We start from the raw sequence: 25,211 nt of genomic DNA, 5'->3' as shown, positions 1-25,211 counted from the left end.
GCAAATGCTTGAACAATTAAAACAAAAAGTCTATGAGGCGAACATGCAGCTGCCAAAGCTGGATCTAGTCACCTTTACTTGGGGCAATGTTTCTGGCATTGACCGTAAGCAGGGGTTATTTGTTATTAAGCCTTCTGGTGTGCCATACGAAGAACTGACGCCCGAGGATTTGGTCGTGATTAATTTAAAGGGCGAAGTGGTGGAAGGCAGCCGCAATCCGTCAAGCGACACTCCGACACACACATATTTATACAATCATTTTCCTGAGATTGGCGGGATTGTCCACACGCATTCGCCTTGGGCGGTAGCCTTTGCGGCGGCACAAATGGACATTCCGGCACTAAACACGACGCATGCCGATACCTTCTATACTGATGTCCCGGCCGCTGATGCTCTGACTAAAGCCGAAATCGAAGAAGACTATGAGGGCAACACCGGTAAGACGATTGTGCGCACTTTCAAAGAGCGCCACCTGGATTATGAAGCAACACCGGGCTGTTTGGTCAGCCAGCACGGCCCGTTTACTTGGGGTGAAACTGCTGCCAAGGCGGTTTATAATGCAAAAGTCTTAGAAGTGGTAGCTGAGGAAGATTACCACACCTTGCAGTTAACGCGGGCAAACAGCCACTTGCCGCAATATCTGCTGGATAAGCATTACTACCGCAAGCACGGTAAAAACGCCTATTACGGGCAGGACAATGCACAATCAAAGACACACGCTAAACGAAAATAAGGTAAATTAATAATGCCATGCTTTAACTTGGCATACCATGATAGAAATTGATTAACAATGGAGTAATCCACCAGAGACAGTCTAAGCCGGTAGAACCATCGCTATTAAACTAGCTGTATTATAATAAATAATTAGATTAGTAATTTTATTTTGAGGTACTACTATGAAATTTAATCAAAAATTTATGTTAGGTATCATCGCAAGTACATTGGCCTTTAGTGCAGCTATTATATTAGTAAATCAAAATAGCACCACAGTTGCTGCTGCCACTTCATCTAATAAGTTGAAATTAGCTCATGGTGCATATGTTTATAGCAAGTCTGGCAAACGCATGCGAACATATCGCGGTAGTATGTGGAAGACTCACTTTAAGAAGGGCGCTACGGTTAAATTCACGGGTTCTATTAAACCAATAGAACGTAACAGCAAGCACTTCTTCTTGCTTGATGATGATAATTACCACCAATCTTGGCTGCCATACCGAAAGGTAGGTGGTAACTGTTACTATAATATTGGCAACGGTGGTTATATCAAAGCTGGCAACGTTAAACAAATTGCTGGTAAGCCACTATATATCTCTGAAGCAACAGTTAAAATCTCAAATATGGGACCAACAGAGAAATCGGTTTTTACTGGAACTGGAGACAGTAAAGTGATTCTCAAAGATGGTAAAACCTATAAAGTAGACTACATTTATTCTGACTATGGTGGTAATAACCTACAAAATTATTATCATATAGTAAATATAGATGGCGGTGGATTTGCGACCAGACTTGTTAAAGACAAACCCCGACAAAGATTAGCCACACGAACTAGTTACACGTACGTTGGCTTTATAAGAAAAAGTAATGCTTATACCATTACAAGCATTCTCAATCCTAAATCTAGCGATAACGTTAGAAGTTTCAATAAAAATATAAATGTCCCTATAATTGAGGCTATTTATCTTTGGGTAGCACAAGATCGGAAAGCCGAACTATTTTATAGATTAATGGATGTTTCTACAATGAGTCCAAACGACACCCCTTTAAATCAGCCTGCATATATCAAGGCCGATGATACAAAATACATATCAGGTCCACTATTAACACCGATTAATACAGTTTATGGCGCTGAAGAAGATAGTAAAGTAGCCAATAAATCAGACAGGCAAGTTCTTCAGTCCCTAATTAATCAAGAAAATGTAATTAAAGATACAGATAATTATAAAAATGATAACTATGAAGGCTTTACCTCAACATACAATTATTATCTTAAAAAAGCTAAAGCCATTAACTCTTCACAGGCAGCAAGTATTATTGAAGTTAAACAAGCGGCTTGGCTTTTAAGTCGAGCCCAGCAAAGATTATTAGAAGCAAACGAAGAAAAAGCTATTTCAACTGCTCAGCCAGCTATGTACTAGTTTTGGCTAGAAAGTTCAAAAATAAGATTTGGTAATCTTATTTTTTTACTCCTTTTTCGAACATGTGTTTGCACAAATGGAAAAAGAGTGCTATGTTAAATGTAATCTCGAGATTATATTAACTTGTTACAAAAATTTTTTTAATATCGAAAGGAAATTATTGAAATCTAACAAGATTTTTTAAGAGTTAAACATCTAAAAAGTATATTACTTATTTACCTTCTGAACGAACCCAAATAGAATGCTATTTTAATGTCTTTTTGTCTATTAAAACATGTTTCATAAATTAATTGACTTTTTGAAACAAAATGCTATTATTTAATGTAAGCGATTGCAAATATTAGCAGTCACAAAATAATTTGTAGGAGTAGATAAAAATGGCTGAAAACAATAAGGTGAATTTTCTGAATGAGAAAGTAATTCCCTTTTTTAACCGCATTTCGAGTGCTAGGCACATGGTTGCCTTACGTGACGGGATGACTGCCGCAGTGCCAATGATTATAATTGGTTCTCTTTTTATGATTGTGGGGCAGTTCCCTGTCAAAGGCTATCTGGACTTTATGGCACATATTTTTGGTCCTAACTGGGCGAATGTTGTGCAGTATGTCACTAACGCATCGTTTAATATTATGGGCTTAATTGCTGTTGCTGGGATTTCTTATAGCTTAGCTAAAAGCTACCGCGACATTGATCCTTTTTCCGCGATGATTGTGGCGATTGCTGCCTTTATTTTGACCATTCCACTTCAGGTCGGTAAAGATGGCGGATTGCTGATCCCGTTGAAACAGTTTGACTCATCAGGTCTGTTTACTGCCTTGTTAGTAGGGTTATTTGTTACCGACCTATATGTTTGGTTGATGCATAAAAACCTGGTTTTCAAAATGCCAGATACGGTTCCACCAGCAGTCAGCAATTCTTTTGCAGCTCTGTTTCCGGGGGCAATTTCCTTATTCGTAGTTTGGCTAATTAGAATTGGTGTTGAAGCGACGCCAATGAAAAGCATCCCTAACGTTATTACCTTCTTCTTGCAAGACCCAATGAGCAAGGTAACCAACACTCTTGGTGGTGCTTTAGTTATTGAACTAGTTATTTGTATCTTGTGGTTTTTTGGTATCCATGGTGCCAACGCAATTTCCGGTATCATTGATCCAATTATGTATGCGGCACTTGCTGCTAATGCTGCTGCAATGAAGGCTCACCAACCATTACCTAACATTATTACGAAAACCTTTTTTGATAACTTTGTTCATATCGGTGGTTGTGGTGCTACTTTGGGCTTTGTCATTTTGATGACTTTTGTTGCCAAAGACCAGGAAATGAAGGCATTAGGAAAACTATCAATTGCTCCAGCCTTTTTCAACATTAATGAACCAGTTATTTTCGGGGTACCAATTGTTTTAAACTACCGCATTATTATTCCATTTATTTTGGCACCAATGGCCAATATCATTGCGACATATTTTGCCATGAAAATGGGCTGGGTAGCTAAGACAATCGGTATTTATCCGCCATGGACAACGCCACCATTTTTATCAGGAATTTTGGCAACGGGTCACATCTCCGGTGGTATAATGCAATTGTTTAACATTGTCATGGATACAATAATTTACTATGGTTTCTTTAAGAGCATGGATCGCGCTAAATTAAAAGTTGAACAAAAAGCGACCGATTAATTAAGATTGAGCTGAAGGTGTAAAGGTGCGCAAAAATAAGAAGCTGACGGCCACGCAGTCACAGATTTACAATTACATCGTGGCTAACAAAGAACAGGTAATAACTATTACCTTACGCGAGCTGGCACAGATTTTACACGTTGCACCAGCTTCTGTTGTGCGCACTCTGACAGCCTTAGGATACAAGCATTACTATGAATTGCAAAGCCAAATTAGGGAAGAGTTAAGTCGAAATAAGGTTGTCGACGACATTACGTATCAAGCACAATATTATTTTTCAGCGAACTTTTTGCCGGATTATGAAGAAAAAATTGAGCAGTTTAAGCAATTTGCCCGTGAAACTAAGGACTTTATCTTTTTCGGAATTGGCACTTCTGGAGATCTATGTGATTATGGCGCACGCCAATTTGTTAACAATGGCCGTAATGCCTTTGCAATCGGTGACCCATATTATCCTATCGAACTTAGTCGTGACTCTTATCAAAATAAAACGGTTATTGTCCTATCTATCAGTGGTGAAGGACAGCCGACAATTGACCAAGTCAAGCATTTTCGCGAACAGGGTGCTAAGATTGTTAGCATTACTAATGATGAGGATAATACGATTGCCAATCTTTCGGATCTTAATTTTTCCTATCATTTAGAGTTCAAAATTATTGATCGGACAATTAATTTAACTACGCAGGTTCCGGTTGTCTACCTACTTGAGCGGCTATCACGGGCCCTTGCTGGATAACTAATGAAATTAACTAAGCTGATGAATCATTCTGATTTGTCGGCTTTTTGTTTTAGCGAGTGCTATTTTTTCAGCGCAATGACATTCTTCAACAGTCATATTTTGATTAGAGACGGGAGTGACAGAGCTACTAATCAATGATATAGTAATAAAAATATTGACTTAATTAGCTATTGAATTGCAGTTAATAAGCCGTCTACTTAAAAATAAAATAGTAAAAGTTAGATTTAACTTCTAAAGGGGATAACATGGAAAAAGTTTTTTTAGCATCATACTTTGCCGGCGTAACCGCACAATTTCAAGATTTTATTAAGAGCAAAGCAATTACCGACCGAGAAATTGTCTTTATCCCAACTGCGGGTAATGTTGAGGATTATACTGACTATATTGATGAAGGACGAGCAGCTTTAGTGGCAATGGGCTATCAAGTTGACGAATTAGATGTTGCTAGTGAAAGCCAAGCTGCAGCAATTGCCAAAATAAAGGCTGCGCAAATAATTTATATTAGCGGCGGCAATACGTTTTATTTATTACAAGAATTAAAGCGCAAGCAGTTATTGCCGGTAATTAATGAGAAAATCAATGCTGGGATACCCTACATTGGCGAATCAGCCGGGGCGATTATTATGGCACCTAACATTGAATATAATAGTTTGATGGATGATACAAGTGTAGCTCCTGATTTAACCGATTACTCTGCTTTAGCACAAACTGATTTTTATACACTGCCACACTTTGAGGAAGAGCCGTTTGTTGAAGCAGATGAAAAAGTTATTGCTACCTATCAAAATCAAATTAATTTAGTGCCGATTAATAATTCTCAGGCAATTATTAGTGATGGTGAAACCTATCAAATAGTTTAAGTTTAACCTAACTTTCTGCTAAGTTCGTGCACAGATTGCATAAATAGTCCTAAACTAATTTTAGAAGTAAAAGACTTTAAGTGAGGCATGGAGGTGCGTTATGGGCTTTTGGATAATGATTTTGTCTCTTGTCATTGGAATTGCACTGATCGTTATGGCTTTTAAGCGGGACTTTTCAAACACAAAAAATGTTTTACTTTTAAAAGCATCATTAACAGTCTTAGGTGCCATATTAGTAGTATTTGCAGTTTTTTTGGCTACTCCTTTTGGGGCGGAGATTATTATGGAGCTGACATAGCCAACTTAATATGTTAATATTAAATTAATGTATTAATTATATTTTAAGGGGGGGTCATGGTATTGACTCCTTTTTTGTCTATTAAAAATCTGTGTTATTTAGACCTTTTTCCTGGGCGAAAAAGCTTGAATTGGGCAAATATTACTTGTGCGTGATTTTTTATGTAATTTAATATACTTATATGACAAAGCTATTTGTTTTATTGATTAGATAATGCTAAAATTTGTTTATTTTAAAATGTGAATATTATTAAAAAACTGTAGAGTCTACAAGCACTCTAATAATAACTCAGAAAGGTTGGGACAATATGGAAACTTCTTTAAAGTTTGCACCAAAATGGAAGCTAATTATATATATGCTTTTTGCGGTTATTAGTGCACTAGGAAATGTAGTCATTGCTTATGTGACTAAGATCATGCTGAATGCAGCGCAAAATCATCAGGGAAACATTTACAGTTTGGTAAAAATCGCTGGTATAGGCTCATTGGCAATTGTCATGATTATGCTGTCCAACTTTGCATACCGTTACGTGAAGTGCGAGATTATTAAAGATATCAATATTTATTTGAAAGAAAAAACGATAGGATACTTAATCGATCAGCGCAGTGATTCACAAAAAGACGGCTTAAGTTTCATGACTAATGACCTTAAGCAAATTGAGACGGCAAAGACGTCTAATGAGCTCATGATTATCTCGGAATTGATTGCTTTTTTGCTCTCTTTAGCTGTAGGAATAATCAATTCGTGGGTATTAACAATGGTTTTTATGGTAGCAACTTTGGTCCCCGGCTTAGTTCAAAGAGCTTTCACCAAAAAAATTCAAGATAAATCTGAAGTCTGGGAAGCAAAGAATGCTTCGTACACGCAGAGCGTTAACGATGGTTTGAATGGAGCACAAACGGTTGACTTATATGATGCGCAGAAGCCAACGGTTTTAAAGGTTGTTAGTAGTGCGAAAAAGATGGAAAAAGCTTTGATGTCACTAAACTTTACTCAAGCATCGGCAGGAGAAGTCATCATGACTTTTGCTGATATTTTTAGTTTCATACTGCCGTTTCTTGTTGGTGCAGTCTTGATGTTTCAAGGACAAATTGGTGCTGGTACGTTGGTCATGATAGTCCAGTTATCAAATGAATTTATTAATCCAATTGTGAATATTTTTCAACAGCTTAATCAAATCAAGTCAACTAAACCGATGTGGGACAAGGTTGAAAAAGCACTGCGTTTTTCAAGTAGTAAAGCACAACAGGTAAGTGGAGGTACTTTTACTGGATTACAAGTCGAAGATGCATCATATAGTCAAAATGGCCACCAAATTTTGACAGATCTGTCTTTAACGATTGCTCCTAATGAAAAAATCCTGTTGATGGCTCCAAGTGGCTGGGGGAAAACGACAGTATTAAACCTGATGCTAGGCAAAATCAAGCCGGATAAAGGAAATGTATATATTAATCAAAAAAACGTGACAGGAAACTGGAATATGGCGCACGATAACTTCAGTTACGTTAACCAAAAGCCGTTTATTTTTGACGATACTATCAAATTTAACATTTCTTTAGGACGCGAGGCTACAGACAATGAACTAGCATATGCGATAAAATCAGCAGGACTTACTGATTTAATTTCAGAGAAAGGTTGGAACTATCAAGTGGGCGAAAAGGGCGTCAACTTATCGGGCGGTCAAATTCAACGAATTGAGATTGCTCGTGCATTGCTGTCTGAGCGACCAATTCTTCTAGCAGATGAGGCTACCAGTGCCCTTGACCCTGAGTTATCTCTTGAAATTCACAAGACTTTGCTAAAGCAGCCAAACTTGGCCGTGATTGAAGTAGCCCATAAAATCTCTGAGGAAGAAAAAGCGATGTTTGATCAAATTATCAAACTGAATAAGAGGTGATGAATGTGGAAAAAGATGAAGTACTTGAACGATATTTGGATGCTAACGGGGTGGTTAAAGTTTGGCCAAGCAAGGCTAAAAATAGATTAGTAATTTTAGAATACTTAGCTTCTAAGTTTCAATCGGGAAAACAGTATTCGGAGCAGGAAGTTAATTTAATTTTGATGAAGTACCTTGATGACTAGGTCACACGAAGACGTGATTTAATTAAGTACTTTTTTTAAACCGAACTGATGATGGCCGGTTTAATTGGGTTAATTTGCAAAAAAGGAGTAAATCGTGATTCTTGATACGGAAAAATTACAAAAACGGGTAATAGAAAACAAGAAAAAGCATGGCTTTAATACCACTGACATAAAGTTTGAGCTGCTTTTATTGTATGGAGAGGTCAATGAACTTTTTCAAGCCTGGCTGAAACAAGACAGAGATAATATCAGTGAAGAATTGGCCGATGTCGCTATTTTTCTTATGGGCATTGCCGAAATGCTAGGCAGCGATTTAGGGACGGATATTGTTGCAAAGATGAAGATTAATGAAAAACGCGTTTATGATAAAAATGGGACTAAGAGCTTGAAAAAGTGATTACAAGTAAAAATGACAGTCAGTATCATAATACAGGCTGTCATTTTTATATCTAAAAGATTACTTAATCTTAGCAAGTGCATCATTTACGGCACTTTTAATGGCATTGGAAGTTAACGAAGCACCTGAAACTGCATCGACATCAGTTGAGTTTGCCTTCACTATATTGTTGAGCAAAGGACGAATGATTTTTTGACCTATTTCTTTAGTCTCACTTTGTTTAACCACTTCAATCTTCTCAATCTTGCTTTTATTGTCATTCACGGTAACTTTAACAACAAACTCATTGCCCATGCCTTGGTCGCTTTTACCAAGATATTGATTAGCATTGGCGTGATAATCAACCGGCTTTTCGTCACTCATTAAAAATTCTTTTGCTAGAGGTGAAATGCTGCTGACAAGATCGTTGTCTTCGCGCGCAACATTTTCACCGGCAATTTTACCAAAAATAAGCAGTTCTGCGACATCTTGACCAGCTTGATATTGATTAGTGGTGATGCTTCCGGCTTCGCCAGCACCATACAGCCCTTTAATGGCTGAACCATCTGATCGCAGAATTTCGGCTTTTTCATTTCTGCGCGGGCCGCCTTGAGTATTTAGTGCCGCTGGTTGCAACCTGATTGCATAAATTTTGCCATCATCAAGCGAAGTCATAGTTTCGCCTTTCCTGCCGAACGGGTAATCTTTGCCTAACTTTGCGAGTTCATTAAAATCACGGACTGTCTGCTTAAAGGTAGCAACGTCAAATTTCAACTTATCAGCTAGTTGAGAAACAGAAGCAGCACTGATTGCCGTCTTTAGCGCATTTTGCAAGGCAGGATCCTGGATCTGCTCTAATTGCTTTCTTTGCTTTTCGTCAAAAATTATCCAGGACTGTGTAGTCAGGTATGGGTGTCTGCCAAAACCATGAATAAAGAGATAGCCTGCCTTAGAGTGCTGGTCCTCAGGGAAGTAACGCGTACCATCATTACCCACCACAAAAATACTGCCAGTATAAAGTTGCGGCCATGTGAAAGACAAGATGCCACGTTCACCGTCAGTAACGGCATAAGTCAAGCCGTGGTAAAGGCCACCGCCGTTAAAGATGCCCGTATGCCACTGATCAGCGCCAGCTTCGGTGCTCAACTTAATTGCATCGCCTTTATTATAGAGCGTACCCATTGGCACCATCTTTGGAACTCCTAAAAAGTCTTGAATGCGCTTGGGGTCATTTTCAAATCCACCAGCAGTAAGAACTACGCCTTTTTTAGCATGAACATAAATATTATGTTTTTTTCTTTTAATCACAGCCCCCACAACTCTTCCGCTGGAATTTTGCAGTAAATGAACAGCGGGGGAATCATACCAAACAGTAATGCGGTCAAGACGTTTCAGCACTTCATTTCTAACAGCTTTCCATAAAGCACCGTCTTCGATTTGCTTACCATCATGAACCGTATACATATCATATTCAGAAGCTCCTGGGTAATCCGGATAATCAGGGAAATCATTGATAACCGACTGCACAACCGGGCTTGATTTATGGTCTAAGAAACTAAAAGGTTTAGCGCTTAAGTATTTCACTAAATAATCCTGCATGTTGGCAACGCCGTCAACAAAAGTGTCAATGACTTTTTCATCGAGCTCAAAGGGTGCAGTCATCTGCGAATAATATTTTTTATATGAATCCCTGTTTTTTGTACCGGCAATCATTTGGCCGCAATAGCGTGTGTTGCCACCTTCATGCCCTGCTGGAGCAACATCGGTTAATAGAACACGGCAATTTTTATCTGCGGCAAATCTTGCGGCCGTAGCACCGGCTCCGCCAAAGCCAATTACAATAACGTCATATTCATCTTGCCACTTAAAATTTTTAATTTGCGAAGTTAACATTTTTAGTTTCCTTTTTTGTAAATATAAAAAGCATCCCCAAATAGGGACACCTTTTTCCTGAATTTTTATTCTAACCCTAAAATCGACTTTGCTGCACGGCGTCCCTGATGAACAATACCGCCGATTGCTGTACCAGAGCCTGGATAGTATGAACCAATCCAGCCGCCAGCATTGAGTCCCGCAGCGTAGAGTCCATTAATTGGCTGGTTATATACATCAAGTACGTTGCACTTTTGGTTGATTTTTAAACCACCAATTGCGCCAAGGTTGCCCGGCGTATTGCGATAAGCAAAGTATGGGCCGGAAAACGGCTCAACGCCAACAGTTCTTTCGTATTCTGGGTCTGTACCCTCTGCGGCATTTTTATTCCAAGTATTAACACTATTAACAAGGTTTTCTACCGGAATATTAATTTTTTGTGCTAAGTCGGCGATAGTATCCGCTTTAATTACCAATCCGTTTTTTACATCATTTGCCAGAGATTCTTCATTCCACGGACTGGAGCTACCCGATATAGAACTTTTACCAAAAATTTGATAAGTTGGTTTATCCAACAACTTTTCTTGGTTAAAAATAGCTCTGAATTCATAAGCATAAGTAGCATCCTCGTTGACGAATCTTAAACCATTACCATTGACAAAAATTGAAGGGATGGTGGGAACTCGATCATCAGTACCATTTCCTGTGCGGGCATCAAAGTCAATTGTGCCACCAAAGCCAGTAACTGCTGCACCAACAGACATGCCCATCACGATGCCGTCACCGCGGTCTGTAGAAACAGACCAGCAATGATGAGCTTTAACGTCTTCGTAATGCTGTGGGCTCAGGTCTTTAGCCAGAGCCAAGTTCTGGTCAATTGAAGCTGTAGCCAAAATGACGCCTTGACGAGCTTTCAAGTATTTAAGCTGGCGGTCTTTGCCCTCGATAACGACACCGCAAATTTTGCGCTGACTATCATCAGCGTTAATTAAGCCCACTGCTGCAGTATTATAAGTGATTTTTGCCCCGAGATTTAAAGCGTATTTCAGAAGATGCTGTGTCAAAATGATGCCATTACCGCTCATGCCGCCACCTTCGTAAACGTGGATACGATCGGCAAAATAATCTTTAGCATATGGGATTTCCGTATGACCATAAACATTGTTCCACTTAATACCCATTTTTGCTAGCCAGTCAATGTTCTTGGGTGAATTTTGCGTAAAATCATGAACTAATTCTTGATAAACGCGACCTTCACCGGCCTTCATATATTCTTTTTCATGATTTTCGGGACAGTCAGTTTGGAACTTAGTGGTTTCTTTTTGTAAATCAGTTCCAGCTGCTTGAATGACACCGCCGGAATAGTTAGTGGTGCCACCGGCGATACCTTGCTTTTCAATGATCATAACAGAAGCATTGTTTTCAGCAGCGGTTGCAGCAGCAGACAGACCTGCTCCACCTGAGCCAACAACAATCAGGTCGTATTCACCGGCGTAGTCATCTACATCATAATCAAACATTTTTTCTTTGATTAATGGATAGTTTGCGGGTTTACGAACTCCGCTATCTTTTTCTTTTGTGTGCGAGTCTGCTTGAGAAGCACCACTGACAGTATCCATGCTGTTTTTAATTGCAATCGCGCCAGATTTTTGTACGGCTTCAATTGCAGCTTTTCGCAATGCACCTGTGGAAATGGAAGCACCGGAAATAGCATCAACCTCAACTGATTTTTGGTTGTTAGCCTCTTTTAGCCAATTATCAATTCCGGCTGCACCAACCGTATTCGGGGTTACGTTTTCTGCCCAAATTTGGTTAATTTCGCCATTATTTTTGTTAATATCAACCACAGCTTTAATTACGCCGTGAAATCCTTTTGCTTCAGCACTATATTGTGTCATAATTTATGCTCCTTTCTAAATGCATTCTTAATATTACTGCGCAATCACGCCACCATCAATTACAAATTCTGCACCTGTAGCATAAGAAGATTCATCTGAACCAAGAAATACACAGATTCCAGCAATGTCCTTGGGTTCGCCTATACGACCAGCTGGAATTGTAGGAGTGATTTGATTCCAAATATCTTTCGGTAAAATTCTGGTTTTAACGTAACCAGGATGAACTGAATTAACTCTGACATTATTCTTTAAAGTACCAGCGTCAAGAGCAGCTGATTTAGTCATTAATCTGACACCACCCTTAGATGCATTATAGGCAGCTGCAGTGGAATAACCAACAAAACCTTCAATTGATGAAATATTAATTATTGAACCACCACGTCCCTCTTTCTCCATTTCAGCCATCCCATGCTTGATGCCTAAAAAAGTACCAGTTAAGTTGACACCGATAATTTCGTCCCAATTTTCTTTTGATTCTCTATCAATAGTTTGCGGGCCAAAACCTTCTTTATCGCCAATCCCGGCATCATTTACAACAATATCTAAATGCCCGTATTTAGCGACTGTGTCTTTAACAACTTTTATCCAGTTATCTTCATCTTTAACCTGAAGTTTCATATAATCTGCATCTGCAGGATTTTCATTTAGAAATTCTAAACATTCTTCATCTTTGAAACGTGCACCGATAACTACCCTAGCACCTTCCTTGACGAATTCTTTAGCAATTGCCAAGCCAATACCACAAGTACCGCCCGAAATTATAGCTACTTTTCCTTCAAGTCTTTTATTCATTATAATAACCTCCAGTTATTGATTGTATATGGTTTATATGCTATATATTATTAAAGAAAGCGCTTAAAGTAAAAGAACACAAAGTTATAATAAATAACGAAATGGAATAAAAGGATGATAACTTATGAAAATTGAACATTTACGAGTTTTTGTTGATTTATCCAAGACACTTAATTTTACGAAGACAGCTAAATTAATAGGTATAACGCAGCCAGCAGTTTCTAAGATAATTGACTCTTTAGAAAGAGAACTAAAGGTAAAGTTGATAATAAGAAATAATAAACAGGTTAAATTTACTACGGATGGTCGGCTATTCGCTGAACAAGTAAGTACGATTTTGATTGCTTATGATAATGCAGTTACTCAAGTCAGAAATTCATATCAGCAACACTTTGATAGTCTCAGAATCGGGTATACGGGAACGCCATATGAAATAAAGCGTATTCCAGAATTAATTCATGAATTTAAAGAAAAAAATAAGAAAATTCATGTCTATATTCAAAACGTTCAGCATAATGAACTTCATAGAGGTTTAAAAGATGGCAACATTGATCTAATATTTACTACTAAGGATGATATAGCTGATGATAATAATATTGATTTCACACCAATTGGCCGGGGCAATTTTAAGGCATTAATTCCTAGTGACTTTGATATTGAAGGGAGAAATATCAAACTGGCAAAATTGGATGGCTATCCTTTAATCTTAATGGATGATAGCAACAGTGGTCCTGAGCTAATCAAATTACAAAATGAAGCTATTAAGGTTTGCAAAGGATCAAGATTTATAAGGGCAAATAATATCCAGTCGGCAATGATTATGGTTCAATCAGGGTTGGGAATTTGCTTCTTACCTAAGCATATATACAATGACAGATTGCACTTTGTGCATGCGGTAAGTTTGAATTATTCGAAAACTATATATTATGGCATTGCATATATGAAAGAGGGTAATAGCGAAGCTCTGAATAAGTTTATTGAACTAATTCATAGTAGTTTTAAAAAAATTAGCAAAAGTTTTTAAGTGTGTCTGTAACCTTATACAAATAGATGTTTGGCATAAAACATTATATCTCATGAAAACTGCCAAGATTTCACTTTTAGGATTAATATTTATCAAAGTTTTTTGTCTATAATAAAAATAAATGCATTTTTGATAAAGGACAAAGGTTATGGATATTAGTAAACTAAGAATTTTTGTAAATGTAGTTGAAACACAGAATTTTACCCGAACAGCACATGCTTTAAACCTCACTCAGCCAAGTGTTAGCTATATAATTAAGGCGATCGAAGATGAAATAGGCCAGCAACTATTTATTCGTAATAAAAGAAATGTAGTCCCAACCAAAAAGGGAATGATTTTTTATAATCAGATTAAACCATTAATTAATAAATATTATGTGGCATTGCAGAGCATTCAGGATGATGAAAAAGAAAAAGCAAGCGTTATTAATATTGGCTGTATGGTAACTCCGTATAATATAGAGGTTTTACCTAGATGGATAAGAAAATTCAATTTAACATACCCTAAAGTAAGGTTTAATGTAACAATTTTAGATCATAATAAGTTAAAACAATACTTGGAAAGCGAAAATATTGATGTATTTTTAACCAGTAAGGGAGATGCCAAGGATCTTAAACATACGAAATTCTATCCGTTAACTGAAGGCAAATTCTTTGCTATCGTGCCTAACAATAATCCGTTAGCTGGCAAACAGGAATTAGCACTTAATGATTTTTCAGAGCAAAATATGATATTTGTTGATAACAACTGGACGGGAGTTGAGATGATTGATTTACAAAGCAAGTTAATTAATGCAAATACAAATATGCATGTCACTTATACTAATAACAGAATGAGTGCCTCTATTCTGGCAGGTGCTTTACAGGGGATCACAATGGGGTTGGATTTCGTTTATAAAAAACAAAGTGAAGAAGTAGTACACATTCCCTTGAAAGCAGACTTGGGAGTAACCTATGGTGCAGTTATTAAAAAGGGAAACAACAGACAAGTGGTTAAAAAATTCATTAAGTCTATTCAGAAGGATTTACAAAAAAATGAAACCATATTAAATTATTAAATTTTGTAATACGAAAAAATGCTTTTTATCAGGCAGGAATAAACCCCTTGTCTGAATACGTCATGAGTAAGCCTTGCATAAAAACCCTTCAGGTTGGGTAATCTGAAGGGTTAATTTTATCTGGATAAAAAATAAATATATTACCTCTTAGCTTTATCTAGTGAATCCTTAACAGCTTCTTTGATAGCTCGACTTGTTTGTGATGCACCAGATACGGCATCTACTTCATAACTATTTTGTTCAACTATCTTTTCTGGTAGCTCTTTAACCGCTTTTTGACCATAGTCATCACTTTCAGACTGCTTTAGAATCTCAACTTTTTTAATTTTGCCTTGTTCATCTATGGTAGTGCGAACAACAACGCCGTCGCCCATACCTTTGCTGCTGAAGCCCAGGTACTGATTTTTACCAGTTTCATAGTGGCATTCAGCTTCATCACTTGTAGGATTGAAGTTGCTGTTAATGCCGGCAGTAAATATATTTTCAAAGCTTTCAGGTAAATCATTCTTATCAGCTGCAGCATTTTCACCAGCAATTTTGCCAGAAATCAGGCAATCTGCGATATTTCCACCACCTGTGTATTTATTGACAAATGGGGAACCCAACTCACCTGCTTCATATAAGTGCGGAATCGGTTCATTGCTTGGGTCAAGAACTTGAGCATGACCATCACGTCGACCACCACCTTGAGTATTAAGTATGTTTTGACGTAAAGCAATGGCATAGTAAGGGCCTTTTTTACTAAATTTACGTAGCGTTTGCGGATCACGGTGATATGCATAATCTTTGCCTTGCTGAGCCATGAAATTGAATTCTTCAATAGTATTTGTGAGAATTTCAGGCTTTTTATTAATAGTTTTTGCCAAGTCCACAATGGTATTGCATTTAATTGCATGATCCAGGTAATGTGGGACTTTCCAGTCACCTTCAGGTTCATTAGCTAGTTCGTCATATTTTCTTTGATCAAAAATCATGTAAGGATGGTTTTGATTTAGTGGAACGACCCAGTCACCGTGATTATAAATATGTCCATGACGGTTTCTTTGGGATTCGTCAAAGTAGCGTGTACCATCATCACCGACAACAATTGAGCTGCCTTTATAAATTTCTGACCAGAAAGCATATCCTCTGTTGGTGTAAGTAGAGCGAACGCCTTCTTTTTGCCGAAGTGATAGACCATGGAATTGACCAAGAGATTCAAATGAACGCATATTCCATAATTGTGCGTTAACTTCTTCAAGTAATTTGATACCATCACCTTTATTGTAAAGTGAGCCAATAGGGGATAAATAAGGTGATTGAAGGAAAATTTGAATCATTTCTTTATTATTTTCAAAGCCACCAGTTGATAAAACAATACCACTGTTGGCTTTAATGTTGCGTAAAACTTGATCACGTTCAATCTGGACACCTAGTACAACTTTAGAGAAACCATCCTGAATGAGGTGCTTAGCTGGACTACTGTACCACACATCAATTTTATCCAACCGATCTAAAACTTTTTGGCGTAATAGTTTCCATAGTGCAGAGTCACCGGTTCCTTCATGAACTAGATAATGGTCATAGGAATCGGCACCAGGCAATTCAGGGTATTCAGTTACATGAAGGGTGGAAGGCTTTTTAGCAATAAGCTCTTTTCTACTTACTGCTTTTACACCCAAATACTTTTCAAAATACTCTCCCATATTTGCCATGCCTCTAATTAGATTCTCAAAAGGCTCTTTATCGGGCTTAAGTGGAGCAGCTAAACTTTCATGATACTTTTTTAATGCATCATAATCGGTTCCTGCCCCAACTAATTGACCAGCATAGCGGGTATTGCCACCCTCATGTCCTTCTGGGGCACTGTCAACTAGGAGTACCTTTGCTCCTTTATCTGCAGCAAACCGTGCAGCGGTTGCTCCAGCACCGCCAAAACCAACAACAACTACATCATAAACAGCATCCCATTGAAATTTATGTTCTTTTGCCATGTTTGTATCTCCTTTAAATATTTTTTACTTGATAATTTTTGCTCTTGCTTACCACATACCGATTACTTTAGTCCAAAGTAGGCCACCGCCCAGCCAAATGACGTTGAGTACAACCCCGATAATCGCACTTAGGGTCCACCAATCTTTGTTTGAAACATAGCCAGTAGAGGAAAGCATAGCAGCAGGGCCTGCAGAATAGCTTGAAGTTGACAAATATAATGATCCGTCAAAGCCTAGCATTATTGCAGCAAGTACTGGCGGTACTCCTGCACCGACGGCAATTGATAAGAAACCAGCATAAAGTGCAGAAATTTGTGTTAATACGCTAGGAAACAGATAGTGCAGGTAGAAATAAGCCAGGTATAAAATCACTAAAACCAAGATCCAGTTCATTCCATGAAGCGTATTCCCCAAAGTTTTTGAGAACCATGGGAAAAATCCTAGCGCCATCAATTTTTGCGACATCAACATGATGATGGATAACCATGTCAAAAGGTTCCAAGCAAAGCTTTGGTTGAGAAGATCTTTAACGTTGATAACCCCGAAAATTAACAAAACAGCAACGGCAATGAAACTAACTTGTGTTGCATCAATACCAATTGTAGGTCCAACTAACCACAGAGTAATGCCAAGAAGAAAGTCAAAGCTCATAATCTTTTCCGCCGGGGTCATCTTGCCTAATTCTTTTAGCCTTCCGTCTGCCCAAGCATGAGCATTAGGCGTTTTCTTGATTTTAGGCGGATAGATTTTGTACAAAACGAATGGAACAACAAGTAATGAAATTATGCCAGGAACGATTGCGGCAAGAAACCATTGCATCCAAGAAAAGGAAATATTTTGAGTTTTTGCAATTCCGAGGGCAACTAAGTTGCCAGGAAGACCAGTCAGAAATATCGTTGAAGTTACGATATTAATTTCATATTCATTAAAAACTAAATAAGATCCTATATCACGTTCAGTTCCTTTTTTAGGATCTGAACCCATTTCTTTTGAGAGGTTATCAATTATTGGATACATAATACCGTTAACACGGGCGTTATCGCTTGGCATGCCAATTGCCAAAATTGTTTCAACCAAGGATAGAGCATAGGCCAAACCCAAGGTCCTTTTTCCAAAAGCTTTTACAAAAAGATAGGCAATTCTTTTTCCTAGCCCTGATTTAATAAGACCAGTAGCCAGAAACATGCACATTACGACCATCCACGGTGTAGGATTACCAAAGCCTGCGGTTACTTCGTTCATTTTGAGAATGCCGGTAAGCGTGGCGATGACTACCGCAATAATTGTCGTTGCCATCATTGGCAATGGCTTGGTCACACAAGCAATAATTGTTGCAATAAAAATTGCAAACAGTTGCCAAGCCTGGACATTAATTTCTGTTGGCCTAACTGGGGTTAAAAGCCACAAAATAATACCAGCTCCTAGTGGCAAAATCCATTTCTTCCATTGAAATTTATCTAACATTTTTTCACCTTTACAATCATTAGTTTTCTGAAATCACTATTCAAGTGTCTAAATTTTGTAATTTGTTGCAAAATTGAAGTCTTTGAATTGATAGAGCTGAGACGGAAAAAGCAGCTCTCTTTTTGGCAGAATCTGACCAATAATACTAGTTGAATTAATGACATCAATAATTATCTTTAATACATTAAAAATTTACATATTAAATCCTTTCTGTTGCTACAATGTTTTAAAACAATTACCACAGAAAAATTATATATGACATATATCTATAATAGAAATAGAAGCTTTTTATGATTCATAAAGAGAAATAATCGTGACTGTCAATATTAGCCAATTTTCATGAGTTAACTTTAATTTTAGATCTGCCTCATGAATGATAACCATGAGATTCATGTAGATACGATTAGGATAAAGAGAAAATATCAGGAATATTTTTCTAAATGATAAAGGGACTAGCTCCCACAGAATATTGGAGGCTAGTCCCTAACTACATTTTATTAAATTATCTAATTTTGATGTTATATCATTATTTATTATGGTGGTTTTTATTAATTAAGCATGTTTAGAGGCACCTGAACTAGCATCTACCATTTTCTTAGTTTCATCAGGCACCAATTTTTGGCCAGTTTGATCTAGGTACCAGTTAATAATCGGTAATAAATCAACAATCCATTCTGTTACGCCAGCGTATTGGTCATTTTTATCCTTCATATCCTTGAACGAAGCAACCATGTATTCATTTTCACTCGGCTTTACTAGCTCATAGGTCTTGCCCGTTTTGGCATAATCCATGATTGCTTGAACATGGGGCAGAGAAGAACTTTGATGAACTTGAGCCAAAGTTTGTCCTAATTTTTCTGGCCAGCGGGGTGATAAAAGCATCTTCTTTGGAATTTCATTATTGCAGTATACGTAGCGATCATCTTTATCGATTGTAATCAGTTCAAGTGGCAAGCAGTTAAAAACCGCATCAATTTGGTCAACCGTCATTAAGCCTTGATCTAGTTCAACGTAATCTGAACCTTTAGCAGCATTAACTTTTTTAGAAGTCTCAGTAACCCAACTACTAGTGGACTCTTCCGTATGTTCAACCATTTTTAATCCTCCATAATTTTTCCAAATTCAATTACACCAAAAGTATATTTTATTTATACTTATAAGTGAAATTAATATCAGTTATTAATAATAGGAATTACTTATAAGGAAAATACGATGGATATTAAACGATTAGTAACATTTATAAATCTAGTTGAAACACAGAATTTTACGCAAACCGCTAAAATGATGCACGTAACGCAGCCAACGGTTACTAACGATATCAATGCAATTGAGGACGAGCTAGGAGTAAAATTGTTTAATCGTAATAAGCGGTCTGTACATGTTACGCCAAACGGCCGAGCGTTTTGCCAGAAAATTAGACCTCTTATTAATAGTTATTATTCCGCGGTGCAAGATATTCAGAAAGAGAATGCGGCTGATAGCTCACAGATAACTCTTGGTTATTCGTATTCTCTTTTTAATGATTTGTATCTGCCGATTTGGATTAAACAATTTAAAAAAATTCACCCGGAAGTAAAATTTGTTTTAGAAAATCTAACCCATAACGAGTTAAAGCAGCGTCTATTGGCAGGTGAATTAGACGTAATGATCACTACTAGTAAAGAGAGTGCGGATTTAAGTAGTATTAAAAGCTATCAGATTGAGTCGGAAACTTTTCAAGCAATTGTACCTAAAGCTAATCCTCTTAGTAAACGGTCCTCATTAAAATTAGACGACTTTCAGGGCGAAAGAATGTTGTTTTTAGATGGTAATTGGGCGGCGGTTGACTTAATTAATTTGCAGAATCGCCTGATTCAGCTAAATGATCAGCTAAATGTTACTTATGCGAGCGATTTACCGTCTCTTAATATCCTTATTAAAAGTGGTCAGGGAATTGCAGTAGGACTGTATTGTATCTACGCCGAGCTTGATGCCAGTTTGACATATGTGCCGCTAGAATGGGAGCCGACAGTTGATTTAATAATGATTATGCAAAAAAATAATGATCAAAGGCTATCGCATCAATTTATCAGGTTTATTCAAGATTTCGAGAAGCAGCGCATGCAAAAAAAGACACTTTAAGGTGCCCTTTTTGTTGGTTTCATGTGAAACTTTTTGGCTATGATTTGCTTAGCAGAACTTTAATTAGCTTGAAAATACTTGCCTGTCATTTACCGTTAGCAAGGTAATAGGTTGTCTATTCAACTATCTTTATTAAGCAGAAGAAAAAAGATAATGAAAATATTGAGCTTGCAATAGTCACAAATAACTAATTGACACTTGTCTATACAAGCTATATAATTTCTAAGAAAGCGATATCATTATCGTAATAGGCAAGATAAGCAAAAGAGGTTGAAAGATGAATAAGAAGATTAAATTGCTGGCACCAACTGCTGGCGAGGTTATTAATCTCAGCGATGTTAGTGATCCAGTTTTTGCGCAAAAGACACTGGGTGAAGGCTTCGCGTTAAAGCCTAGTTCGGGAGAAATTGTTTCCCCTGTGAGTGGTCAGGTAGTGATGGTTGCTGAGACTAAGCATGCAATAGGTTTCAAAACAGCTGAAGGCATGGAGGTACTAATCCATCTGGGTATTGATACAGTTGAACTTGACGGCAAGCCATTTACGATTAGCGTCAAAGCAAATGACCAAGTTGAGGCTGGTCAGAGCTTAGGGGAAATGGACTTAGATGCAATTAGTGCAGCTGGTAAAGAAAACACGGTAATTGTTGCGGTAACCAATACGGCAACAATTTTAGCTGATATTGAGCTTAAAAAGGTGCAAGTTTCTGCAGGAGATTGTGCCGCAGTAGTTACCCTGAAAGAAGCAAATCAAGCGACGAAAAATTCTAAGGAATCAAAATACCAAACAACGGCTAAAGCAATCGTTGATGCAGTAGGCGGTGCAGATAATGTTAAGAGCGTTATTCATTGTTTTACAAGGTTGCGCTTTACTTTAAAAGACGACAGCATTCCTAATGACGATGAAGTTAGTCAAATAAGTGGAGTCTTAGACGTAGCCCGTGCTAATAACCAGTACCAAGTTGTGATTGGGCAAACTGTTGACGATGTTTATGACGAAGTGATTAAGCTGCTAGGGCCAGATTTTGCGGTCCAAGAACAAACCGGCACCGTTGACAATTCAGCTGCTAAACAAAACTTGAGTTTTGGTGGCAAAATCAAGAATGCCTTCTTCCAATTAATCGGGGTTATTACGGGATCAATGATGCCGGTAATTGGGTTGTTAGCTGCCAGTGGTATGTTAAAAGGTATTCTTAATATCTTAACCAATTTTTGCCACATGTCGACGAATTCGCCAACATATACCATTATTAATGCGATGGGGGATGCAGCCTTTTACTTTTTGCCATTAATCGTTGGCTTTACTGCAGCCCAAAAATTAGGCTCTAACCCAGTTATTGTTGCTATTATTGGTGGTTTCCTAATTTATCCTGATTTAGTAAAAATTTATGCTAGTGGCAAGTTTAGTTATTTCCTTGCTGGTGTAGGGATTAATGCTAACTTCTTCGGTATTCCAATTCATATTCCGCAATACACCTATTCAATCTTTCCGATGATTTTTGCGGCTTGGATGGCTGCCAAAATTGAACCGTGGATTAAAAAATGGATGCCAGTTACATTACGGCAGATTTTTACCCCGTTGGTTGAAATTTTCTTAGTTGGGATGACGGTTTTAATTATCGTAGGGCCAGTGATTTCCTTTATTTCTGAAGGAATTGCAACAGTTCTGCAATGGTTATTAACTGTTAACACCGCATTGTCTGGTTTGATTATTGGTGCATTCTACCAAGTTCTGGTTATCTTTGGTCTGCATTGGGCGGTCATCCCAATTATTGCCAATGACATTGCATCTACCGGACACAGTGTTTTGAACGGAATCGTTTCGGTAACGATGATTGCGCAGGGTGCTGGTGCCTTAGCCGTTTGGTTTAAGACTAAGCATAATCCTGAATTAAAAGGTTTATCACTTAGTGCAGCTATTTCAGCAGCAGTTGGTATCACTGAACCAGCGATGTATGGGGTCAACCTAAAATATGGTCGCGTCTTTATCACTTCTAGCATCGGGGCAGCAATCGGTGGCTTAGTCAATGGCCTACTAAAAGTTGATATGTATGGCTTTACTGGTAGTTTGATTGGTTTTCCATCATTTGTTGCTAAAGCAGGGCAAGGCAATCCGAACAATCTGCTTAACTTCTGGATTGCTTCAATCGTGACAATTATTGCTGCCTTTTTACTAACCTACTTCTTTGGTTACCAAGAAGGCGATGCAACTAGTCCAAAACAGGCACCGAAAAAGAAAAATCTAGCTAATCTATAAGCAATTATTTTAAGTAGAAAAGCTTAATTAATTTGATAAACCATATGGAAAAAAAGACTAACTCAAATAAATTAATCAAGAACTTGATTAACTTCTTGTGCAAAATTGATTTACCCATGCTAAAATATAGTCATAAAGAAAAAGAAGTCTTGCAAAGGCAAGACCTCTTATCTGAATTTCAAGCAGCCGCTTTAAAGGCGGTTGACTAAAAGTTATTGGTTAATCAAAAAGACCTGTCCCATAACTCGCCAAAGTTATTGTTGGGACGGTCTTTTTGTTTATTTGCGTTTGTCGATATACGTCAACAAGACAATAATAAACGTGGCAAATGCCAGCTCTAATTCTAGTGCATGGTATACGCTCATTGACTGTACACCTTTCTAAAAGATTTCGTACCATAGGCACCCTCTCCTTTCAAGTGAAACAGCCAACCGCCCTCAAAACAATTTGCCATCAATTCAAACTTAATTATAACAAATATTACATTTTAGCAAATCAGTTGTTTTGAGTAAAAAAGCTTAATTACGAGGTTTTTACTTCAATTGAACAAGAAAAATAAGCAGTTAAATTATTTAGATATAATATTGCAGGAATATACATAAAAATAATAGTTATTTAGGTTTTTAAATTTAGTTTGTTTAAAGCAAGTGGCTAAGATAATAAGTTCATATAAAATTCCTCAATTGTTTGCGCTGATAGTACTTTCTTAAAGGTCTGTTTATCTGATAGAAAGGCCATGAGATTTTCATAAATATTGCGAAATTCGTCTTTATATTCTTTTGAAATTGAGATAATAAAAATAATATTTACTACTTTATTGTCCCATTTGATACCTGTTTGCGATAGGGCAACTGCCACTTTAGTTTGTTTTGCATTATAATCCATGGGATGAACAATAGCAATTTGTTTAAAAGCAGTTGAACCCATCGCTTCTCTTTGTAAAATTTCTTGGTAAAAATTAGGGGCAATGATTCCTAAAGACTTCATTTTATTACAAATGTCCTTAGTTAATTTCTTCTTTGTTGTATTTTGATTAAGATTCCAGAATAAGTCATTAGTAAAAAAGTTAGTTGCATTCTCTTTAAATAGTTCTTTCTTACGATGTAAAGTTGCTTGTTCAATAGCAGCTTGAATTTTCCCTTTTTGTTCGTTTAATTGAAAAGGATCTAATTGAATATAGCGACTATTAAGTTGATTCTTTTCATTTGAAATCATAATTAAAAAGACTAAATCATAAGTGGATAAATTATCATTATCAAAAATTTGGTCTGATTGCTTAACGATTGAAATATCCTTTGAAAAATTACGACGGAAAAAATCAAATACTTGTTCACCTATATTTAGGTAGGTGGGAATAATTATTGCAGCTTTTAATTTTTCGGGCGCTTGCTTTTGCCGTTCGATTTCTGCACCAATATGGAGCGCAATAAAGGCAATTTCGTCTTCTGCTATTTTAAAATGCCACAATTCGTTAATTTGAAAAGCAACATAAGTAGCAATGTCGTAAATTAAAGGAAAGTTATTACTAATATCGATTTTGATGGGATTGTGTAGCACAGAATGATGCTTTAATCGGTAAATTAGATTATAAAGATGAATTGAAAATGGACGAATAAATGTCTGAGAATGGAGATTAACAAGATACATACTTTCGACTTTATTAATAATAGTCTGCACTTTTTCTCTAAAGGTTGGTGCAAAATATTTTTGATCAACAAGTTCAGAGTACAAGTTAGCATTGGATTTAAACAAAATATCGATTTCTTGGATTTCAGAAGAAGTTATATTAGCAGAAAAATTTTTTTCAATTAGCTTAGCTAAATCTTTGGTGTATGGACCAACTTTTGAATCAGATGTGGTTACTGGTTGATTGATTGTTTTACCAATTGCTAATCTTGAGACCAAAATTAATAAGTGCAGTAGTAAATTATTATAAGAGAATTCATTAAGTCGTAAATTATAATAATCAATGATTTGATTAATCATTGTTTGTATTTTGGATGTTGCTTCCTGACCAAAAGATTCTTTTAAGTAATTACTGTTTAGTAAATTCCCCGTGTTTTCTCGGTAAATCAGATAACTAAAAAGTTGTCTTTTACTACTTTCATTGCCTAATAAAGAAAGTTGATCATGAGCAGAACTTATTTTTATTTTCCAGCGCTCGAGTTTTTTATTACTGTATAGGATAGTTCGCTTTAAAGTACCGTAGGAGATATATAATTCATTAGCTAAGCTAAAGGAATCCAAGGAATTATTTCTCAATAATTTTTGAACAATATAAGTAAATCTTTCACTGCTATTTTGAGGAATATGTGTCCCTACTTGTTGCTGAATTCGCAATAACTCTGTGGCAGCAAGTTTATTGCTAATATAGTAGCCATTATTATTTGCTTTGATTACGTCATTATCTCCTAAACCATTAATCTCATGAACATAATTTCTAATTGTTCTTGCTGAAACCTGAAGCTCTGCCGCCAACGTACTGCTAATAACAGTATCTTCATTTTTTAAAAGAATTTTAATCAATTCACTTAATTTATCTTGCACGCTTAACCTCCTTTGGAAATCGGTGTGTTTCACTATACAACCTAAT

General features: G+C 37.0%; 21 protein-coding genes. 13 read left to right on the top strand and 8 right to left on the bottom strand.

The genetic code is table 11. From position 1 onward, the window contains the following. Positions 1–4 precede the first annotated feature (4 nt). The 9 genes from J3U71_RS09910 (at position 5) to J3U71_RS09870 (ending at position 8,184) form a co-directional block, all read left to right on the top strand. Entirely contained in the window at positions 5–733 is a 729-nt protein-coding gene (locus J3U71_RS09910; RefSeq protein ID WP_267394085.1) for an L-ribulose-5-phosphate 4-epimerase, read from the top strand. 163 nt (positions 734–896) lie between these two features. After that, positions 897–2,135 carry an SLAP domain-containing protein gene (locus tag J3U71_RS09905; RefSeq protein ID WP_267394029.1) on the top strand — a complete coding sequence of 413 codons (1,239 nt, stop codon included), beginning with the start codon at positions 897–899 and terminating at the stop codon, positions 2,133–2,135. 377 nt (positions 2,136–2,512) lie between these two features. Further along, on the top strand, positions 2,513–3,808 hold the full coding sequence (gene celB, locus J3U71_RS09900) for a PTS cellobiose transporter subunit IIC (protein ID WP_267394027.1): 1,296 nt from the start codon (positions 2,513–2,515) through the stop codon (positions 3,806–3,808). A gap of 25 nt (positions 3,809–3,833) precedes the next feature. Continuing rightward, on the top strand, positions 3,834–4,544 hold the full coding sequence (locus J3U71_RS09895; RefSeq protein ID WP_267394025.1) for a MurR/RpiR family transcriptional regulator: 711 nt from the start codon (positions 3,834–3,836) through the stop codon (positions 4,542–4,544). A 248-nt stretch (positions 4,545–4,792) separates the two neighbouring features. Beyond that, the gene (locus J3U71_RS09890; RefSeq protein WP_220268858.1) at positions 4,793–5,407 is read left to right on the top strand and encodes a Type 1 glutamine amidotransferase-like domain-containing protein; all 615 of its coding nucleotides are present in this window, start codon (positions 4,793–4,795) and stop codon (positions 5,405–5,407) included. Between the two features lie 100 nt (positions 5,408–5,507). Further along, positions 5,508–5,705: a hypothetical protein gene (locus J3U71_RS09885; RefSeq protein ID WP_220220469.1), complete on the top strand. Its 198-nt coding sequence runs from the start codon at positions 5,508–5,510 to the stop codon at positions 5,703–5,705. Between the two features lie 307 nt (positions 5,706–6,012). Then, positions 6,013–7,602, top strand: coding sequence for an ATP-binding cassette domain-containing protein (locus J3U71_RS09880; protein ID WP_267394023.1), 1,590 nt, complete (start codon positions 6,013–6,015; stop codon positions 7,600–7,602). 5 nt (positions 7,603–7,607) lie between these two features. Beyond that, the gene (locus tag J3U71_RS09875) at positions 7,608–7,787 is read left to right on the top strand and encodes a DUF2087 domain-containing protein (RefSeq protein ID WP_220268861.1); all 180 of its coding nucleotides are present in this window, start codon (positions 7,608–7,610) and stop codon (positions 7,785–7,787) included. Positions 7,788–7,881: 94 nt separating this feature from the next. After that, the gene (locus J3U71_RS09870; protein WP_220268863.1) at positions 7,882–8,184 is read left to right on the top strand and encodes a MazG-like family protein; all 303 of its coding nucleotides are present in this window, start codon (positions 7,882–7,884) and stop codon (positions 8,182–8,184) included. A gap of 60 nt (positions 8,185–8,244) precedes the next feature. Here J3U71_RS09870 and J3U71_RS09865 read toward each other — a convergent pair whose 3' ends face one another. The 3 genes from J3U71_RS09865 to J3U71_RS09855 all read right to left on the bottom strand — a co-directional run bounded on the left by J3U71_RS09865 (position 8,245) and on the right by J3U71_RS09855 (position 12,725). Beyond that, positions 8,245–10,056, bottom strand: coding sequence for an FAD-binding protein (locus J3U71_RS09865; protein WP_267394021.1), 1,812 nt, complete (start codon positions 10,054–10,056; stop codon positions 8,245–8,247). Between the two features lie 65 nt (positions 10,057–10,121). Then, positions 10,122–11,933, bottom strand: a complete 1,812-nt coding sequence (locus J3U71_RS09860; RefSeq protein ID WP_267394020.1) for an FAD-dependent oxidoreductase — start codon at positions 11,931–11,933, stop codon at positions 10,122–10,124. A 33-nt stretch (positions 11,934–11,966) separates the two neighbouring features. Next, complete coding sequence (locus tag J3U71_RS09855; RefSeq protein WP_220268869.1) at positions 11,967–12,725, bottom strand: SDR family oxidoreductase; 759 nt, start codon at positions 12,723–12,725, stop codon at positions 11,967–11,969. A gap of 124 nt (positions 12,726–12,849) precedes the next feature. Between J3U71_RS09855 and J3U71_RS09850 the strand changes: the two genes are divergently transcribed. Together J3U71_RS09850 and J3U71_RS09845 are read left to right on the top strand one after the other, a co-directional pair. Next, positions 12,850–13,749, top strand: a complete 900-nt coding sequence (locus tag J3U71_RS09850) for a LysR family transcriptional regulator (protein ID WP_267394019.1) — start codon at positions 12,850–12,852, stop codon at positions 13,747–13,749. A gap of 148 nt (positions 13,750–13,897) precedes the next feature. Beyond that, the gene (locus J3U71_RS09845; RefSeq protein WP_267394017.1) at positions 13,898–14,806 is read left to right on the top strand and encodes a LysR family transcriptional regulator; all 909 of its coding nucleotides are present in this window, start codon (positions 13,898–13,900) and stop codon (positions 14,804–14,806) included. Positions 14,807–14,946: 140 nt separating this feature from the next. Here the strand turns inward: J3U71_RS09845 and J3U71_RS09840 are convergent, their stop codons facing one another. From J3U71_RS09840 to J3U71_RS09830, 3 genes are all read right to left on the bottom strand, one after another. After that, entirely contained in the window at positions 14,947–16,779 is a 1,833-nt protein-coding gene (locus tag J3U71_RS09840) for an FAD-dependent oxidoreductase (RefSeq protein WP_267394014.1), read from the bottom strand. Between the two features lie 48 nt (positions 16,780–16,827). Next, positions 16,828–18,243 carry a DASS family sodium-coupled anion symporter gene (locus J3U71_RS09835; RefSeq protein ID WP_267394012.1) on the bottom strand — a complete coding sequence of 472 codons (1,416 nt, stop codon included), beginning with the start codon at positions 18,241–18,243 and terminating at the stop codon, positions 16,828–16,830. Positions 18,244–18,795: 552 nt separating this feature from the next. Beyond that, positions 18,796–19,338: a PAS domain-containing protein gene (locus J3U71_RS09830; protein ID WP_220268878.1), complete on the bottom strand. Its 543-nt coding sequence runs from the start codon at positions 19,336–19,338 to the stop codon at positions 18,796–18,798. Positions 19,339–19,455: 117 nt separating this feature from the next. Here J3U71_RS09830 and J3U71_RS09825 point away from each other — a divergent pair, with 117 nt between their 5' ends. Both J3U71_RS09825 and J3U71_RS09820 read left to right on the top strand, forming a co-directional pair. Next, entirely contained in the window at positions 19,456–20,364 is a 909-nt protein-coding gene (locus tag J3U71_RS09825; RefSeq protein WP_220268879.1) for a LysR family transcriptional regulator, read from the top strand. Positions 20,365–20,641: 277 nt separating this feature from the next. After that, the gene (locus J3U71_RS09820) at positions 20,642–22,618 is read left to right on the top strand and encodes a glucose PTS transporter subunit IIA (RefSeq protein WP_267394009.1); all 1,977 of its coding nucleotides are present in this window, start codon (positions 20,642–20,644) and stop codon (positions 22,616–22,618) included. A gap of 278 nt (positions 22,619–22,896) precedes the next feature. On the opposite strand, the gene J3U71_RS11655 is transcribed toward J3U71_RS09820, so the two are convergent. Next, the gene (locus J3U71_RS11655; protein ID WP_220269653.1) at positions 22,897–22,983 is read right to left on the bottom strand and encodes a putative holin-like toxin; all 87 of its coding nucleotides are present in this window, start codon (positions 22,981–22,983) and stop codon (positions 22,897–22,899) included. Positions 22,984–23,269: 286 nt separating this feature from the next. Next, positions 23,270–25,165, bottom strand: a complete 1,896-nt coding sequence (locus J3U71_RS09815) for a BglG family transcription antiterminator (protein WP_267394007.1) — start codon at positions 25,163–25,165, stop codon at positions 23,270–23,272. Positions 25,166–25,211 lie beyond the last annotated feature (46 nt).

The sequence above is a fragment of the Lactobacillus sp. B4015 genome, from assembly GCF_026536055.1.
In the GTDB taxonomy this organism is placed as follows: Bacteria; Bacillota; Bacilli; order Lactobacillales; family Lactobacillaceae; genus Lactobacillus; species Lactobacillus panisapium.
The sequence above is the reverse complement of the archived record's forward strand: the minus strand, read 5'-3'. Positions and strand labels throughout refer to the sequence as shown.

Coding starts and splice junctions, on each gene's coding strand:
- J3U71_RS09910 (WP_267394085.1), top strand. CDS start 5: ATGCTTGAACAATTAAAACAAAAAGTCTATGAGGCGAACATGCAGCTG.
- J3U71_RS09905 (WP_267394029.1), top strand. CDS start 897: ATGAAATTTAATCAAAAATTTATGTTAGGTATCATCGCAAGTACATTG.
- celB (WP_267394027.1), top strand. CDS start 2,513: ATGGCTGAAAACAATAAGGTGAATTTTCTGAATGAGAAAGTAATTCCC.
- J3U71_RS09890 (WP_220268858.1), top strand. CDS start 4,793: ATGGAAAAAGTTTTTTTAGCATCATACTTTGCCGGCGTAACCGCACAA.
- J3U71_RS09885 (WP_220220469.1), top strand. CDS start 5,508: ATGGGCTTTTGGATAATGATTTTGTCTCTTGTCATTGGAATTGCACTG.
- J3U71_RS09880 (WP_267394023.1), top strand. CDS start 6,013: ATGGAAACTTCTTTAAAGTTTGCACCAAAATGGAAGCTAATTATATAT.
- J3U71_RS09865 (WP_267394021.1), bottom strand. CDS start 10,056: ATGTTAACTTCGCAAATTAAAAATTTTAAGTGGCAAGATGAATATGAC.
- J3U71_RS09860 (WP_267394020.1), bottom strand. CDS start 11,933: ATGACACAATATAGTGCTGAAGCAAAAGGATTTCACGGCGTAATTAAA.
- J3U71_RS09855 (WP_220268869.1), bottom strand. CDS start 12,725: ATGAATAAAAGACTTGAAGGAAAAGTAGCTATAATTTCGGGCGGTACT.
- J3U71_RS09850 (WP_267394019.1), top strand. CDS start 12,850: ATGAAAATTGAACATTTACGAGTTTTTGTTGATTTATCCAAGACACTT.
- J3U71_RS09845 (WP_267394017.1), top strand. CDS start 13,898: ATGGATATTAGTAAACTAAGAATTTTTGTAAATGTAGTTGAAACACAG.
- J3U71_RS09840 (WP_267394014.1), bottom strand. CDS start 16,779: ATGGCAAAAGAACATAAATTTCAATGGGATGCTGTTTATGATGTAGTT.
- J3U71_RS09835 (WP_267394012.1), bottom strand. CDS start 18,243: ATGTTAGATAAATTTCAATGGAAGAAATGGATTTTGCCACTAGGAGCT.
- J3U71_RS09830 (WP_220268878.1), bottom strand. CDS start 19,338: ATGGTTGAACATACGGAAGAGTCCACTAGTAGTTGGGTTACTGAGACT.
- J3U71_RS09825 (WP_220268879.1), top strand. CDS start 19,456: ATGGATATTAAACGATTAGTAACATTTATAAATCTAGTTGAAACACAG.
- J3U71_RS09820 (WP_267394009.1), top strand. CDS start 20,642: ATGAATAAGAAGATTAAATTGCTGGCACCAACTGCTGGCGAGGTTATT.
- J3U71_RS11655 (WP_220269653.1), bottom strand. CDS start 22,983: ATGAGCGTATACCATGCACTAGAATTAGAGCTGGCATTTGCCACGTTT.